14 protein-coding genes are annotated in these 15,927 nt (G+C 72.7%); 2 read left to right on the top strand and 12 right to left on the bottom strand.

Annotation, left to right across the window (positions count from 1 at the left end; genetic code table 11):
- Positions 1-564: 564 nt before the first annotated feature.
- Positions 565-1,833 carry a tyrosine--tRNA ligase gene (gene tyrS / locus AC0B61_RS14795; protein WP_471741054.1) on the bottom strand — a complete coding sequence of 423 codons (1,269 nt, stop codon included), beginning with the start codon at positions 1,831-1,833 and terminating at the stop codon, positions 565-567.
- A gap of 294 nt (positions 1,834-2,127) precedes the next feature.
- Here tyrS and AC0B61_RS14790 point away from each other — a divergent pair, with 294 nt between their 5' ends.
- Positions 2,128-2,658 carry an HNH endonuclease gene (locus tag AC0B61_RS14790; RefSeq protein ID WP_471741036.1) on the top strand — a complete coding sequence of 177 codons (531 nt, stop codon included), beginning with the start codon at positions 2,128-2,130 and terminating at the stop codon, positions 2,656-2,658.
- Between the two features lie 68 nt (positions 2,659-2,726).
- Here the strand turns inward: AC0B61_RS14790 and AC0B61_RS14785 are convergent, their stop codons facing one another.
- From AC0B61_RS14785 to AC0B61_RS14755, 7 genes are all read right to left on the bottom strand, one after another.
- Complete coding sequence (locus tag AC0B61_RS14785) at positions 2,727-4,751, bottom strand: outer membrane protein assembly factor BamB family protein (protein ID WP_471741035.1); 2,025 nt, start codon at positions 4,749-4,751, stop codon at positions 2,727-2,729.
- A 131-nt stretch (positions 4,752-4,882) separates the two neighbouring features.
- Positions 4,883-5,188 (bottom strand): 4a-hydroxytetrahydrobiopterin dehydratase, encoded by a 306-nt coding sequence (locus AC0B61_RS14780; protein ID WP_471741034.1) that lies wholly within the window; start codon positions 5,186-5,188, stop codon positions 4,883-4,885.
- 107 nt (positions 5,189-5,295) lie between these two features.
- A complete protein-coding gene (locus tag AC0B61_RS14775; protein WP_471741033.1) occupies positions 5,296-5,475 on the bottom strand; it encodes a DUF1272 domain-containing protein in 180 nt (59 codons plus the stop codon).
- 38 nt (positions 5,476-5,513) lie between these two features.
- The gene (locus AC0B61_RS14770; RefSeq protein WP_471741032.1) at positions 5,514-6,272 is read right to left on the bottom strand and encodes a sulfite exporter TauE/SafE family protein; all 759 of its coding nucleotides are present in this window, start codon (positions 6,270-6,272) and stop codon (positions 5,514-5,516) included.
- Positions 6,273-6,547: 275 nt separating this feature from the next.
- The gene (locus tag AC0B61_RS14765) at positions 6,548-7,597 is read right to left on the bottom strand and encodes an SPFH domain-containing protein (RefSeq protein WP_471741031.1); all 1,050 of its coding nucleotides are present in this window, start codon (positions 7,595-7,597) and stop codon (positions 6,548-6,550) included.
- Between the two features lie 10 nt (positions 7,598-7,607).
- Positions 7,608-8,030 carry an NfeD family protein gene (locus AC0B61_RS14760; RefSeq protein ID WP_471741030.1) on the bottom strand — a complete coding sequence of 141 codons (423 nt, stop codon included), beginning with the start codon at positions 8,028-8,030 and terminating at the stop codon, positions 7,608-7,610.
- A gap of 206 nt (positions 8,031-8,236) precedes the next feature.
- Positions 8,237-9,028 (bottom strand): ABC transporter ATP-binding protein, encoded by a 792-nt coding sequence (locus AC0B61_RS14755; RefSeq protein ID WP_471741029.1) that lies wholly within the window; start codon positions 9,026-9,028, stop codon positions 8,237-8,239.
- A gap of 150 nt (positions 9,029-9,178) precedes the next feature.
- On the opposite strand from AC0B61_RS14755, the gene AC0B61_RS14750 reads away from it, so the two are divergent.
- On the top strand, positions 9,179-9,982 hold the full coding sequence (locus AC0B61_RS14750) for a hypothetical protein (protein WP_471741028.1): 804 nt from the start codon (positions 9,179-9,181) through the stop codon (positions 9,980-9,982).
- 124 nt (positions 9,983-10,106) lie between these two features.
- On the opposite strand, the gene AC0B61_RS14745 is transcribed toward AC0B61_RS14750, so the two are convergent.
- The 4 genes from AC0B61_RS14745 to AC0B61_RS14730 form a co-directional block, all read right to left on the bottom strand.
- A complete protein-coding gene (locus AC0B61_RS14745; RefSeq protein ID WP_471741027.1) occupies positions 10,107-10,943 on the bottom strand; it encodes a hypothetical protein in 837 nt (278 codons plus the stop codon).
- Positions 10,944-10,999: 56 nt separating this feature from the next.
- On the bottom strand, positions 11,000-11,668 hold the full coding sequence (locus AC0B61_RS14740; RefSeq protein WP_471741026.1) for a response regulator: 669 nt from the start codon (positions 11,666-11,668) through the stop codon (positions 11,000-11,002).
- Complete coding sequence (locus AC0B61_RS14735; RefSeq protein WP_471741025.1) at positions 11,661-12,863, bottom strand: GAF domain-containing sensor histidine kinase; 1,203 nt, start codon at positions 12,861-12,863, stop codon at positions 11,661-11,663. Before AC0B61_RS14735 ends, AC0B61_RS14740 begins: the two co-directional genes overlap by 8 nt.
- A gap of 202 nt (positions 12,864-13,065) precedes the next feature.
- Positions 13,066-15,708, bottom strand: coding sequence for an FHA domain-containing protein (locus AC0B61_RS14730; protein WP_471741024.1), 2,643 nt, complete (start codon positions 15,706-15,708; stop codon positions 13,066-13,068).
- Between the last annotated feature and the right edge of the window lie 219 nt (positions 15,709-15,927).

Genomic DNA, 15,927 nt, shown 5'->3' with positions numbered 1-15,927 from the left:
GCATCGAGCGGCACGGCAACCCCCGGAATAAGGCGGCCCCGCGCACTGCGTCCTCGCTAGTGTTTTACTTCAAAAGGAATCTCCAACCCCGATCAAGCGATCGAGGCCGGGGATGTCAACATATCTGGCGTTGACTTTTGGCACGCTGTTGAGTTCTCAAGGAACGGAAGCTTCCTTCGGACCGCCTTCCAGCGGACCCTCCGGGCTTCGTTCTTTCGTGTTCCCAGCTTATCAGATGCTTTCCGCTCCGTTTTCCGGAGTTTCATTCATCCGATTTTCCCGAACTGGTCGGGGTCGTTTTTGCGACGTCCACTACGCTAGCGCATTCCGAGAGTTAATCGAAATTCACGCTCACACCCGGCTGACGAAAACGCCAGTGGACCCAAGTGAATGGGCTTCGGAGTGGGAGGGTGGGTCTAGCTCAGAGGGTGGCCGCTTCAGCGACTCGTTCAACACTAGGCCACCTGGACGACATCGTCAAACGCCGAGGGCCGGATCTGTCCAGATCCGGCCCTCGGCACTCAAAGTCGCAGCTCAGAGCGGGTGTGCTTTCAGCCAGGCAGGTCAGCCGGCCGAGACCAGCTCGGCCGCCGCCAGGTTCCGCTTGCCGCGCCGCAGGACGAGCCAGCGGCCGTGCAGCAGGTCGGCCTCGGTCGGCACCGCCTCCTCGTCCGCCACCTTGACGTTGTTGAGGTAGGCACCGCCCTCCTTGATCGTCCGGCGGGCGGCCGAGCGGCTCGGAGCCAGGCCGACGGCGACCAACAGGTCAACCACCGGCAGGAGTTCGGACACCTCGGCCTTCGGGACCTCGGCCAGGGCGGCGGCCAGGGTCGGCGCCTCCAGGTCGGCGAGGTCGCCCTGCCCGAACAGCGCCTTGGACGCGGCGACCGCGCGCTCGTACTGCTCTGCGCCGTGGACGAGGGTGGTGAGCTCCTCGGCTAGGGCGCGCTGGGCGAGGCGGGCGGCGGGGCGCTCGGTGGTCTCGCGCTCCAGTTCCTCGATCTCCTCCTTCGAGCGGAAGCTGAAGATCCGCAGGAAGTTGGAGACGTCCCGGTCGTCCGCGTTCAGCCAGAACTGGTAGAAGGCGTACGGGGTGGTCAGCTCGGGGTCGAGCCAGACCGTGCCGGACTCGGTCTTGCCGAACTTGGTGCCGTCGGCCTTGACGATCAGCGGCGTGGCCAGCGCGTGGACGGACTTCCCGTCGGCCTTGCGGATCAGGTCCGTGCCGGCGGTCAGGTTGCCCCACTGGTCGCTGCCACCGGTCTGCAGGCTGCAGCCGTAGCGGCGGTTGAGTTCCAGGTAGTCCATGCCCTGGAGGATCTGGTAGCTGAACTCGGTGTAGCTGATGCCCGCGTCGGAGTTGAGCCGTCGGGCGACGGCCTCCTTGGCGATCATGTTGTTGACCCGGAAGTACTTGCCGACGTCGCGCAGCAGGCTGATCGCCGACATCCCCGACGTCCAGTCCAGGTTGTTGACCATGCGCGCCGCGTACGGACCCTCGAAGTCGAGGAACCGGGAGATCTGATTCCTCAGGCGCTCGACCCAGCCGGCCACCGTCTCGGGGTCGTTGAGGACGCGCTCTGCGGTGGGCTTCGGGTCGCCGATCAGGCCGGTGGCGCCGCCGACCAGGCCGAGCGGGAGGTTCCCCGCCTGCTGGATGCGGCGCATGGTGAGGATCTGCACCAGGTTGCCGAGGTGCAGGCTGGCGGCCGTCGGGTCGAAGCCGCAATAGAACGTGACCGGGCCGTCCGCGAACGCCTTGCGCAGTGCGTCCTCGTCGGTGGACAGGGCGATCAGCCCACGCCACCGCAGCTCGTCGACGATGTCCGTCACGGTCACGCTTCTCCTCCTATCGGGCGCCCGCCCGGTGCCGGCCCGATTCGGTCGGGCCCCGGGGTCGGGACGACTCCAGCCTGTTAGAGCCTACGCGGTCCCGGCCAGCGAGTTTTCCCCGAGGCGCCCTGCCGGGCCCGGCCGCGCATTCTCCCGGGCGTCTCCCCGATACCGGAAATTCCGTTGTTCGTCGGCCGTGGGCCCATTCACAGTGGTGTCACCGCCGTGCGGCGGCAGTGACGTGTGTGGAGACGGTCGTGCCGCCGGGGCACGCCCGTGGGAAGGGTGTGCCGAGTGCGCAACACGCTGGTTCTGAACGCGAGCTACGAGCCCCTGACGACGGTGTCGCTCCAGCGTGCCGTCGTCCTGGTGCTCCAGGACAAGGCGGTGGTGGAGCAGGCGCATCCGTTGCGCTCGATCCGGGGGACGGGCGTCGCCGTGCCGGTGCCGCGGGTGATCAGACTGCAACGGTACGTACGGGTGCCGTTCCGACAACAGGCGCCGTGGTCACGGCGGGGTGTCCTGGCCAGGGACCAGCACCTGTGCGCGTACTGCGGGCGCCGGGCCACCACGGTTGACCACCTGCACCCCAAGTCGCGTGGTGGCGCGGACAGTTGGCTGAACACCGTGGCCGCGTGCGCCGAGGACAACCAGCGCAAGGCGGACCGGACACCGGAGCAGGCCGGGATGAAACTGCTGCGCCGCCCGTTCGTGCCGACCCCGCAGGCGAGCCTGATGCTGGCGCTCGGCCTGCGCGGCTCGGAGGCGCGGGAGCTCGCCGACTGGCTGCCGCCGGTACCGGCCGTTCCCGTGTCCGCCGCGTAGCCGCGCGCGGAACCGGACTGAGCCCTGCGGAGTCCTGCGGAGCCGGACTCAACCCCGCGGAGCCGGCTTCAGCCCTGCGCCCGGTACCCGGCCGCCGTGCCGTAGTGCGCCGAGTGCTCGGGCACCGCGACCACCTGGCCGCCGCCGATCAGCACCCGCCCGGAGACCAGCAGCGAGCCGGTGCCGGGCGGGAAGTTGCCGCCGGTCACCTCGGGGCCGCCCGCCAGCGGGAACCGGCTGAGGCGGGCGGGCTGGTCGCGGCGTTCGTCGGCGGCGAGGACCAGCGAGCCGCCGTCGATGCCGACCGCCCGGACGGTGCCCTTGCCGGCGGTCGGCGTCTTCCAGCGCTGCTTGCCGGTGTCCAGGTCGTAGCCGACCGCGGCCACCGGCCCGCCGCCGGTCGCCGAGGTGAGGGTGGTGACCATCGTGCGGCCTTCGAAGAACACCTCGGGGGTCGCCGCGAACGTGCCGCGGGAGACGTCCAGCCGGCCGCCGTCCGTGACCACCGGGATCTCGGCGGCCGGGTCGCCGGCGGCGCCCCAGGCGAACACCCGGTCGTTCTCCGGCTTGTCGCCGGTGGTGAGGACCACGGCCGGTTCGGCGGACAGCACGGTCACCGTCTTCGGCTGGTTGTTCAGCCCCCGCCACCAGCTGACCTTGCCGTCCGCGGTGTTCAGCGCGACAGCCTGGTCGGCGGGCGTCGAGTCGGCGCAGGAGGACGCGACGAGCACCGTCTTGCCGCTGACGCCGCCGGACAGGGTGCAGAACTTGCCCTGGCCGGTGTACTGCCAGACGTCCTTGCCCTCGGCCGACTCCCAGGCCACCGCGCGGTCGTCGCCGATCGCGATCACCTTGTCCTCGGTGACGCCGACCCGCGCCGAGTAGGCGCCCTTGGCGTCCGAGACGGTCTTGGTCCAGGCGGTCTTGCCGGATTTGGTGTCCACGGCCGCGACCAGCGCGCAGGGGGCCTTCGGATCCGCCTGCGGACGGAACAGCACCGCGCCCAGGCCCGCCTGGTTCACGCCCGCCGAGAGCCCGCACGGCACGGCCCCGGCGGCCGGCGGCTCCACCGACCAGGTCGGCTTGCCGCCGCTGCGGTCGTACGCGTGCACCCCGGAGCCGTCGGCCCGGACCACCGCGTCCGCAAGCAGCCAGCTGCCGACCAGCGTGTCGTCGCCCGCGGGCTGTCCGGCCGCGGCGGGCTGCGCGGACCACACCCGGCTGTGCGCCACCGCGAACCCCGGCTCGCCGCCGCTGTTCGCCGCCGCGCTGCCGCCGCCCTCGGCGCCGACCATCAGCCCGGCCACCACCAGCACCCCCAGCGCGGCCACCCCGGCGCCGGCCCGCACCAGCAGGGCTTTCCGGCTGGGGACGTGCTCTCCCGTCAGCACGGCGTCGGCGGCCTTCCGGGCCTTGGCCGTGAGCGAGGAGCCGGAACCGGAAACCGAGCCCGAACCTGAGCCTGAGCCTGAGGCAGGGTCGGAACCGGAGTCGGAGGCGGAACCGGAAGCCCCGTCACCACGCCGGCGGGCGGCGCTCCGGGACCGCGCGGCAGCGCGCCCGGCCGCAGGCTCCGGGGCCTGGTTCGGAGTCTCCTCAGGAGTCGTCTCCGGACCGGGCGGCACCGACTCCGGCTCCGCCTCCTCGATGTGCACGTAGCCGTCCGCCGAGTACTCCGCCCCCGCCGGGACGTACAGCCCCTCCCCGCCGGGCTGGTGCGGGGCGGCGTACGGCACGTACTGCTGCTGCGCGGGGTCGGGGTACTGCGGGTACTGCGGGTACTGCTGTTGCTCCGGGTACGGCTGGTACTGCTCCTGCCCGCCGTACGGCCCCTGGACGTAGCCGCCCTCGACGTACCCCGTCTGCCCGTGCCCGTACCCGTACCCGTAGCCGGCGCTCTGGTCGTATCCCGCCTGGTCGTACGGGTACGACGGCTGCTCTCCGTACCCGGCCGGGCCGTGACCCGCCTGCTGCTGCCAGTACGTCTGCTCCTGCGGCTGCTGCCCGTCGTACCCGGCCGCCGGCCACTCCGGCTGGCCCTGGGGGTGCCACGGGTGCGGGGCGTGGGCGTCTCCGAAGGGCTCCTGCGCCATCCGTTGCGTCCCTCCTGAGCCCCGCCTGCCTGCCGATGCGGCAGTCAGCATCTCACGCCCGCCCGCAGGGGCGACCCGGGCCCTCGACGGACGCCTTGGCGCGCAGCCCGACGGGCGTCAGGCGGCGGTGGTCAGGCCGCGGACTCGGCGCGCAGGGCCTCGTCGACGCGGGCGGCCAGGGTGAAGTCCAGTCCGGTGAGGCCGCCGGCGCTGTGGGTGGACAGGACGAAGCGCAGGGTGCGCCAGCGGATGTCGATGTCGGGGTGGTGGTCGAGTGCCTCGGCCTGCTCGGCGACGGCGACGACCACCCGGATCGCCGCCGGGAAGTCCGGGGCGTCCGCGCCGCGGGCGATGCTGTCGCCTTCCCGGGTCCATTGCGGCAGCGCCGCCAGGGCCGCCGTGATCTCGTCCTCGCTCAGCCGTGCCCTGCTGCCCATCTCTGTGCTCCTGGTGCGTCGTCAGTCGTCAGTGTCCCGGAGTCCCGGGAGTACCCGGCGTGGCCCGAAGTCCCCGAGGTGATCCGGGGTGATCCGGGGTGCCGGTGTCAGGCGGCCTTCCGCCGCGGACGGACCACCAGTTCGCCGCCGCAGTTGGGGCAGGCGGCGGCCATGGCCTCGGTGCAGTCCGGGCAGAAGGTGCACTCGAAGGAACATATCGAGGCGGGGCCGTCGGCGGTCAGCGACACCGCGCAGCGCTCGCAGGTCTCACGCATCTCCAGGGCCACGGCGATCTCCTCGGATATCCAGACGTTACGACGGTCGTTCAACCCACCAGCAGCTTGGTGACTGCGGCAAGGCCGACCACCACGATCACGCCGCGCAGCGCCATCGGCGGGAGGCGGCGGCCGACCTTGGCGCCGATCAGGCCGCCGACCAGCGAGCCGACCGCGATCAGCCCGGCCGCCGCCCAGTTCACGGTCGACGTGAACAGGAAGAACAGCGCGGCGACGGCGTTGACGATCATCGCGAGGGCGTTCTTCACCGCGTTGATCCGCTGCAGGTCCTCCTGCAGCAGCATGCCCATCAGCGCCATCAGCAGGACGCCCTGCGCGGCGCCGAAGTAGCCGCCGTAGATGCCGGTGAGGAAGACCCCGGCCAGCAGAACGGCGCTGCCGTCCGGGTCGCCGCCGGGTCGGCGGCGGGCGGCGACGGCCTTGGCCACCCGGGGCTGGATCACCACCAGGACGAGCGCGAGCAGGATCAGCGCCGGGACGATCGCGTCGAAGGCTCCGCTCGGCAGCTTGATCAGCAGCAGCGCGCCGACCAGCCCGCCGAGCAGCGAGGCGGTGCCCAGGCGCAGCACCCGGCGGCCCTGGTCGGCCAGTTCGCGGCGGTAGCCGATCACGCCGCTGAGTGAACCGGGTACCAGACCGAAGGTGTTGGAGACGTTGGCGGTGACCGGCGGGATGCCGATGGCGAGCAGGACCGGGAAGGTGATCAAGGTCCCGGAGCCGACGATCACATTGATCATCCCGGCACCGACTCCGGCCACCAGGACGGCGATCGCCTCCCAGAGCGTCATGGGTCACCTCTCGTCTCGGTCCTGTCCGAGGGGATCATGCCGGACCGCCCTCCCGCCGGACCAGGGCCGCCCAGCATTCGGGACGTACGCCACATCGCCGCGGAGCGGCACCGCGCCCCCGCGCAGCCCCTCCCAACTGGCGAAGCAACCCCCGGCTCGCCCCGCTAGACAGCTCCCCGAAACAGCTCCCCGAAACGCCCCGCGAACGCCCGAGGGCCCGCCGCCGTACGGAACGCGTACGGTGGCGGGCCCTCGGCGAGCAACGGCTCAGCCGCTCACTCCGGGTCGATCTTGGGGTACTCCCGGGTCGGGTCCACCCGGGGGCGGGCGGCGCCCTTGTCGGTGTCGACCGGCCGCGGCCCGGCGGCCGGGTCGATCGGCACCTGGGTGGCCGGGGCCGCCTTGGGGGCGGTGGGCGCCGCGACCGCACCGCCGTTGGCTCCGCCGCCGTTGCCGGTCAGGCCACCGAAGGCGCCGCCGAGGCCCTTGAGCGCGTCGCCGACCTCGCTGGGGATGATCCAGAGCTTGTTGGAGTCGCCCTTGGCCAGCTCGGGCAGGGTCTGCAGGTACTGGTAGGCGAGCAGCTTCTGGTCGGCGTCGCCGTCGTGGATGGCCTCGAAGACCGTCCGGATCGCGGCCGCCTCACCGTCGGCGCGCAGGACCGCGGCCTGGGCCTCACCCTCGGCCCTGAGCACGTCGGCCTGCTTCTCACCCTCGGCCTTGAGGATCTGGGCCTGGCGCTGGCCCTCGGCGGTGAGGATCGCGGCGCGCTTGTCACGGTCGGCGCGCATCTGCTTCTCCATCGAGTCCTGGATGGAGGTCGGCGGCTCGATCGCCTTCAGCTCGACGCGGTTGACCCGGATGCCCCACTTGCCGGTGGCCTCGTCCAGGACGCCGCGCAGGCCGGCGTTGATGACCTCGCGCGAGGTCAGGGTCGACTCAAGGTCCATCGAGCCGATGATGTTGCGCAGCGTGGTGACGGTCAGCTGCTCGATCGCCTGGATGTAGCTGGCGACCTCGTACGTGGCCGCGCGCGGGTCGGTCACCTGGTAGTAGATGACGGTGTCGATGTTGACCACCAGGTTGTCCTGGGTGATCACCGGCTGCGGCGGGAACGGCACGACCTGTTCGCGCAGGTCGATCCGGTTGCGGACGCGGTCGATGAACGGGACGACGATGTTCAGCCCCGCGTTGAGCGTCCGGGTGTAGCGGCCGAAGCGCTCCACGATCGCCGCGCTGGCCTGCGGGATGACCTGGATCGTCTTGATCAGCGCGATGAAGGCCACCACGACCAGGACGACCAGCACGATAAGGACGGGTTCCACGGACTCTCCCCTAGATGACCAGGGCGGTGGCGCCCTGGATTTCGACGACGTCGACCTGCTGCCCGGGTCCGTACACCTGGTCCGGGTGGAGCGCGCGGGCCGACCAGATCTCGCCGTTCAGCTTGATCCGCCCGCCCTCCCCGTCGACGGTTTCCGCGACGACCGCGGTGGCGCCCTGCAGCGCCTCGATGCCCATCCTGACCTGAGGGCCCTTCTGGAGCTGCCGGTAGGCGATGGGGCGGACGAAGATCACCAGCGCGACCGAGACGACGAGGAAGGTCACGGTCTCCAGGACCACTCCCCCGCCCAGCCCGGCCACGCCCGCGGCCGCCAGCGCTCCGACCGCGAACATGGCGAACTCCGGCATCGCGGTGAGCACCAGCGGTATGCCGAGCCCTGCGGCGGCCAGGAGCCACCAGATCCAGCTGTCCACACGTCCATCCTAGGGAGCGAAGGCCTTTGAGGCGGACAGTTCCCGCAGGTCGAGGGGCGGAAACCGGTCGCGCGTGCGACCGGTCCCGGCGGCCTTCCGGATGACGGGCGGAAGGGGACGGACGAGGGCGGACGACGGACGGATGCCGGACGGATGCCGGACGGACGAGGGGGCGGACGACGGGCGGGCTACGGGCGGACGGTGCCTCAGCCCAGCGGCAGGCCCTGGGCCGACCAGCGGTCCCCGTGGCGCTCCAGGGTGAGCGGCAGCCCGAAGCACTTGGAGAGGTTACGGGCGGTCAGCTCGGTGTCGATCGGGCCGGCCGTGAGCACCCTGCCCTGCCGGATCATCAGGACGTGGCTGAAGCCGGGCGCGATCTCCTCGACGTGGTGGGTGACCATCGCCATGGCCGGGGCGAACTCGTCCTGGGCGAGCGCGCCGAGCCGGCGGACCAGGTCCTCGCGGCCGCCGAGGTCCAGGCCGGCCGCGGGCTCGTCGAGCAGCAGCAGCTCGGGGTCGGTCATCAGGGCGCGGGCGATCAGGGTGCGCTTGCGCTCGCCCTCGGAGAGGGTGCCGAACTTGCGGCCGGTGAGGCCGGCCATGCCGAGCCGGTCGAGCAGCGCGAGGGCGCGGGACTCGTCCGACTGCTCGTACGCCTCCTGCCAGCTGACCGTCATGCCGTACGCGGCGGTGAGGACCGTCTGCAGCACGGTCTGCTCGGCCGGCAGCTTGTCGAACATCGCGGCGCCGGCCAGACCGATCCGGGAGCGCAGCTCGAACACGTCGATCTCGCCCAGCTTCTCGCCGAGCACGGTGACCTTGCCCGAGGTCGGGAACAGGTACGAGGAGGCGATCTGCAGCAGGGTGGTCTTGCCGGCGCCGTTCGGGCCCAGGATGACCCAGCGCTCACCCTCGGAGATGGACCACGAGACCTGGTCGACCAGCGCGCGCCCCTCCCGGACCACGGATACGTCCACCAGCTCCAGCACGTCGCTCATGCCTATGCCTTCCCCAAAAAACCAGATTCTCGGCCGTCGGTGCGGGCGGCACCCCTCCTCCGGCAGCCGGTGGGCACGGGGTGGGTGCGCCGCACACGCATGGGCAAACCTACGCCACGCGGATGACCGCCGATTCCGTAGGCTGGCCGGATGCTCGCGACACCTGCCGACAATCCGTACGAAGAGCCCCGTTCGGGGCGCCTGGCCGCCTGGGGCAACGCCCTGCTGGCGGGCCTGGTGCCGCCCGACAACGCCGCCGAGGCGGTGCTGGGCGCCGACGAGAGCCACCGGGTGACCGGGCTGCCCGGGGACGAGCCGGGCGAGCAGCACGGGCTGACCTGGGCGCTGGGCCGGCTGCGGGTGCTCGGGGTGAAGGGCCTGCGCCTGGCGCTGCCCTCGACGGGGCACCCGCTGGGGCTGACCGGCCCCGCGCCGTTCAACGCTCGGGCGCTGGCGGCGGGCGAGGCCGTCCTGGCGGTGGGGGTGCCGCTCGGGCTGGTGCCGGAGATCGAGGTGTACGGCCCGGTCGGGGACCGCTCGGCGACCGTGCTGTGGCGCTGCTCCGAGGTCAACGACGGGCCGCCGGCGGACGCGCCGTCGCTGCACGAGGCGGAGCGCGAGCTGGCGGACGGGCTGCGCGAGGCGACGGTGCTGCTCACCCGGCTCGACGTGGCCGGCGCCGGGCCGGAGGCCCTGCGCGCCCTGGAGGCGTACCGCCGGCGCGGGCACGCCGAACTGCTCGCACCGGGCTACCCGCCGCGGGCTGTCCGGGTGCTGGAGTCGGCCCGCCAGGTGTCCACGCTGCTGTCGATCGCCTCGGGCGGCCACGGCGCGGCCGTCAGCGCCTCCGAGATGGCCGCGCGGCAGTCCGCCCTGGCGCCGCTGTGGCGCACCGCCCGGCGGGCCCAGGTGGCCGCCTACAACGCCCTGGTGGACGAGCGCGAGGCCCGCTGACGGCTCGCGGCACCCCGCCGGGCAACCCAAGCCAGGCACCCGCCCCCGCACCTGGCCGGAAACCGACCCCCGCGCGCGGGCGTCAGGTCCGTCCGGTCCCCGCGCCGCCGGAAGCGCGGGGATTTCAGCGCCACGGGTCCGCCTCCGCCGCGGCCGTCACCTCCGCCCGGTCGTAGCGGCCGTCCGGTCCGAGGGCCAGGCCGCCGCGCTCCGTGACGGCCGCCAGGCGGCGGGCGGACCAGCCCAGCTCCTCCGCCGCCTCGGCCGGTGACAGGCTCGCCGCCAGCCGGGCCCGCAGCGCCTCCGCGGCCGCCTCCGCCTCGGCTGCCGTCCGGCGCAGCCGGTCGGTGACCGCCTCCTCGACCGCGGCGGCCGGGACGGCGTTCAGCGAGTCCCGGCTGTAGGTGGGGTGGCCCTTGAACTCGCCGTCCGGCCGGAGCGCCGCGGCCTCGGTGAGCCGGCGGACGTCCTCGGCGGCCACCGGGAGACCGGTGATGTGCCCGAGGACCGTGGCGGCCTTCACCGCGCCCACCCGGGGCACGGTGCCCAGCCGGGCGACGAGCGCCGCGGCGTCGGCGCGCAGGCCGGCCTCCAGCTCCGCCGACCACTCGCCGGCCTCGGTGTCCGGCTCGGGCAGCAGGCCCTGCTGCCGCGCCTGGTCGAACTGCCACCTGGTCAGCCCGAGGCGCCGCCGCAGCACCTCGGGCCCGTAGGCGTCGCGTTCGCGGGCGGTGGCCTCGGCGGACTTCGCGGCGCGCTCGGCCTCGTCCGCCGCCAGGGCGGCCGCGATCTCCTCCCGGCGCGCCAGCACCGGCTCGGCGAGCTCCCGGGACCAGCGCTTGTCCTCGACGTCCGGCGCCGGCACCAGGCCGAACCGTCGGGCGCGCTTGAACGAGCGGTCCGTCAGCCCCAGCTCCCCGGCCAGTGTGACCGGCCCGTACACAGTGCGCGGCTCCCCCATGGCGCCCCCTTCGACGTGGTGTCAGCGCCACCCTTGCACATGGCACTGACATGTCGTCAGGCCCCGGGGGCGGCCTCCCGGGCCTCGCCGTTGCGGACGGCCCACAGCGCGGCCTGGGTGCGGTCGGCGACGTCCAGCTTCATCAGGATGTTGGAGACGTGGGTCTTCACCGTCTTCTCCGACAGGTGCAGGCTGCGCGCGATCTCCCGGTTGGAGCGGCCGTCGGCGATGTGGCCGAGCACCTCGCGCTCGCGCTCGGTGAGGGTGCCGCCGCGGCCCTGCGGCGCCCGCGGGCCCTCGTCGGAGAGCAGGGCTTCGGCCAGCTCGGGCTGAAGCAGCACGTGGCCGGCGTGGACCGAGCGGATCGCGCCGGCCAGCGCCTCCGGGTCCACGTCCTTGTAGACGTACCCGGCGGCGCCGGCCCGCAGCGCGGGCACCATGGTGCGGTGCTCGGTGAAGCTGGTGACGATCAGGATCCGGGCCCGGCTGCCCTCGCCCTTGAGCGTGCGCAGCGCCTCGATCCCGTCGACGCCGGGCATCTTGAGGTCCATCAGGACGACGTCGGGGTCGAGTTCCCGGGCCCGCTCGACGCCCTCCGCCCCGTCGGCGGCCTCCCCGACGACCTCGATGTCGTCCTGGACCTCCAGGAAGGTGCGCAGCCCGCGCCGGACCACCTGGTGGTCGTCGACCAGCAGGACGCGGATCGACGGTGTGCTCTCAGGCACCGGGGACCTCCATCTCGACGAGCGTCCCCCGGCCGGGGGCCGACTCCAGGGTGAGCGTGCCGCCGACGGCGGCCGCGCGGTCGCGCATCGAGGCCAGGCCGAGGTGGCGGCCGGCCCGGCGGACGGATTCGGGGTCGAAGCCGCGCCCGTCGTCGCGCACCCGCAGCACGGCGCCGCGCGCGGGCGTCCCGGCCAGGGTGACGGCGACCCGGCGGGCGTCGGAGTGGCGCAGCGCGTTGTGCAGTGCCTCCTGGGCGACGCGCAGCAGCGCGGCCTCCTGCGCGGGCGGCAGGGCGCGGACGCCGTCGGCGGCGAACGCGACGTCGGCATTGTGCGCCCGGTCGAGGACCTGGACCTGGGAGGCGAGGGTGGCGCTCAGCCCGTCCTCCTCCAGCGCGGCGGGGCGCAGTTCCACCACGACGGCGCGGAGTTCGTCGGCGGCCTCGGCGGCGAGCCGGGCGACCTCGGCGAGTTCGGCGCGGGCCCGGGCCGGGTCGCGGTCGACGAGCTTGGCGGCGGCCTTGGCGGTCAGGCGCAGCGAGAAGAGCTTCTGGGAGACGGCGTCGTGCAGGTCGTGGGCGATCCGGGCGCGTTCGCCGGCCAGGGTGAGTTCGCGGCTGCGCTCGTACAGCCGGGCGTTGGACAGGGCGAGGGCGGCGTGCGCGGCGAGGATCCGCAGCAGTTCCTCGTCGTGGTCGGTGAACAGGCCGCCGCCGCTCTTGTTGGCGAGGAAGATGACGCCCATCACCTGCGGCTCGTCCTCGGCCGCGTCGGTGTCCAGGATCGGCATGCCGAGGAAGGCGTCCATCTCGGGGTGGGCGGCGGGCCAGCCACCGAACGCGGGTGCCCGGCGGACGTCGGCGAGGCGGGTGGGGCCGGTCTCGTGCAGCATCGCGGCGAGCACGCCGTGCTGGCGGGGCAGCGGGCCGATCGCCCGCCACTGCTCGTCGGTGACGCCGTCGACCACGAACTGGGCGAAGCCGCCGTGGTCGTCGGGCACGCCCAGGGCGGCGTACTCGGCGCCGAGCAGTTCCCGGGCGGAGGCGGTGATGCGGCGCAGCACCTCGCGGACTTCCAGGTGCCGGCTCATGGCGAGCAGGGCCTGGCTGACGGCCTCGATCCCGGCCAGGCACGGGTCGCAGGCGGGCAGCGGGCCCTGGTGGGCCGGGTGGTGGTCTCCGGTGGGGCTGGGCATACCGCCAACGTACCGCCGTGGCCGCGGCGGTCGCGTCCGCCCGCAGCCGCGCGGGGTGCGGGTCCGGGGACCTAGGCCGCTGGGCCCACGAGGCGTCGCACCGGGCCCGCGACGCACCGCACCGGGTCGGCGACGGAGACGGCGAAGGGCGGCCCTCCACGTGGGGAGGGCCGCCCTAGGGTCAGGCGGGAGTCAGCCGGGGTCAGCCCTTCTGCATGACCTCGGGCTCGTGCCGGCGCTGGAGCCGGGTGACGAGGACGCCGATGAGGACCGAGATCAGGACCAGCACGCCCGCGTCGATCGCCCACTGGGCCGCCGAGTGCTTCCAGAGCGGGTCGTAGTTCGGGTGCTGGAAGTCCTTGTTCCAGGGGCCCATGAGCGTGGACAGGTCGAGCGTGGCGGACACGATGCCGGTGCCCCAGCGGGCCGGCATCAGCCAGGCGACCTGCTCCAGACCGGGCTTGCCGAAGATCTGGAAGAGGCAGCCGGTGAAGACGACCTGGACGATGGCGAACATGACCAGCAGCGGCATGGTCTTCTCGGCGGTCTTCACGAGCGCGGAGATCATCAGGCCGAACATCATCGCGGCGAAGCTCAGCAGGATCATGCCGATGGTCATCTCGATGAGCGGCAGGTCCTTGACGATCAGGCCGTGCTCGGGCAGCTTGCGCGGCAGGAAGCCGACGGCGGAGATGATGGCGCCCTGGATCACGCTGAAGAAGCCCAGCACGATGATCTTGGACATCATGTACGCCGAGCGGGAGAGCCCGGTGGCCCGTTCCCGCTCGTAGATCGCCCGCTCCTTGATCAACTCGCGGACCGAGTTGGCCGCTCCGGAGAAGCACGCCCCGATCGCCAGGATCAGCATGATCGTCGCGGCGCCGCTGTTGAGGTGGAGCTGCGTCTTCGGGTTGGGCGCGAGCCCCGGTTCGTTGGGGATCAGCACGCTGACCGCGCCGATGACCGCGGGCAGCAGCACCGACAGGGCGAGGAAGCCGCGGTCGGAGGCGAGCACGGACATGTAGCGCCGCATCAGCGTCCACAGCTGGGAGCCCCAGCTCTGCGGCTTCGGCGGCTTGACGGCCTCCTGGGCCACCTGCACGTGCTGGACCTCGCCCGCATCCACGGTGGGGGCGGAGTACTGCTGGTAGTGCACCGAGCCGCGGTAGCGACCGGCCCAGTCGTGGTCCGGGTAGTTCTCGAAGGCCTGGAAGACGTCCGCCCAGGTCTCGTACCCGAAGAAGTGCAGGGCTTCGTCCGGCGGGCCGAAGTAGGCCACCGAGCCGCCCGGCGCCATCACCAGCAGCCGGTCACAGAGCGCGAGTTCGGCCACCGAGTGGGTGACGACCAGGATGGTGCGGCCGTCGTCGGCGAGGCCGCGCAGCATCTGCATGACCTCGCGGTCCATGCCCGGGTCGAGGCCCGAGGTGGGCTCGTCCAGGAAGATCAGCGACGGCTTGGTGAGCAGCTCCAGCGCGACCGAGACGCGCTTCTGCTGGCCGCCCGAGAGCGCCGTGATCTTGTTGTCGGCGCGCTTGTCCAGGCGCAGCTCGTACAGCACCTCGTCGATCCGGGCCGCGCGCTCGCGCGCCTCGGTGTCGCCGGGGAAGCGCAGCTGGGCCGCGTACTTGAGGCCGGAGCGGACGGTGAGTTCGCGGTGCAGGATCTCGGACTGCGGCACCAGGCCGATGCGCGAGCGGAGTTCGGCGAACTGCTTGTACAGGTTGCGTCCGTCGTACAGCACTTCGCCGCGGTCGGCCGGGCGGTAGCCGGTGAGGGCGCGCAGCAGGGTGGACTTGCCGGAGCCGGACGGGCCGATGACCGCGACCAGGGACTTCTCCGGGACGCCGAAGCTGACGTCGTTGAGCAGGATCTTCTTGCCGCCCTTGTGCTCGACCTCGACGGTCAGGTGGCGGGCGGAGAAGGAGACCGCGCCGGTGTCGACGAACTCCTGCAGCTGGTCGCCGACCAGCACGAAGCTGGAGTGGCCGACGGTCAGCCGGTCCTGCGGTCCCATCAGCTGACGCTGGACCCGCTGGCCGTTGAGGAAGATGCCGTTGTGGCTGCCGAGGTCGACGATCTCGTAGCGGCCGTCCGGGAGCTGGCGCAGCTCGGCGTGGTGGCGGGAGACCTGGAGGTCGGACACCACGATGTCGTTGTCGAGCGCGCGACCGATCCGGGCGGTGCGCATCGAGGAGGTCAGGTTGCGGATGATGGTCGGCTGCGGGCCGCCACCGCCCTGCTGCGGCGGGGGCTCGAAGCCCTGCTGCTGCGGGAAGCCCTGGTCCTGGGGAAAGCCCTGGTCCTGCGGGAAGCCGCCCTGCTGGGGCTGCGGCGGCGCGTACTGCTGCTGCGGGAACGGCTGCTGCGGGAACGGCTGCTGCGGGAACGGCTGCTGGGCCTGCGGCTGACCCGGCCAGCCCTGCTGCGGCTGCTGGTACGGGTCCGGCTGCGGCCAGCCCTGCTGCGGGCCGGGCGGCTGGGGCGTGGGCACCGGGCCGCGGCTGGTGGCGGCCTCGTGCACCGGGGTGGCCTGCGGGGCGGCCGCGTGCGCGGGCGCGGAGAAGCCGAGCCGGGGGCCGTTCTCCGGGTTGCCCAGGTTGACCACGGCGCCGGGGAACAGCTGGGCCTGCAGGGTACGGGCCCCGGCCACGTACGTGCCGTTGGTGCTGCCGTGGTCGTCCAGCAGCCAGCCGCTGCCGTTGAAGCTGATGGTTCCGTGGTGCCAGGAGACCCTGGCGTCGTCGAACGGGAAGTCCGACTGCGGGTTGCGCCCGATGGTGTAGGACCGCCCGGGCTCCAGAGTCCGCTGCTGTCCGTTGATATCAATGACGAGTTGCGGCACTGCTCGCCTGCCCCGCTCTCTCGGTTCCCCCGAATTGTGGCCCCCGGCCGGGGGTGCGCTGTTCCTGTGACTGACGGGGGGAATCATTCCAGCCCGTCGACCACCGATGAAAGTCGGCCCGGGTGACTGTGACCAGGCTGCTACCGGAGCCCGGGGCCGCGGCGTCCCGCGAGGTGGGACGGGTGCCCTCGGCCCACCGGGCGACGGGTAGCGTGGGAG

It is taken from the genome of Kitasatospora sp. NPDC023385, from assembly GCF_055664045.1.
Note: the sequence above shows the minus strand (reverse complement) of the source record. Positions and strands in the feature narration are given on the sequence as shown.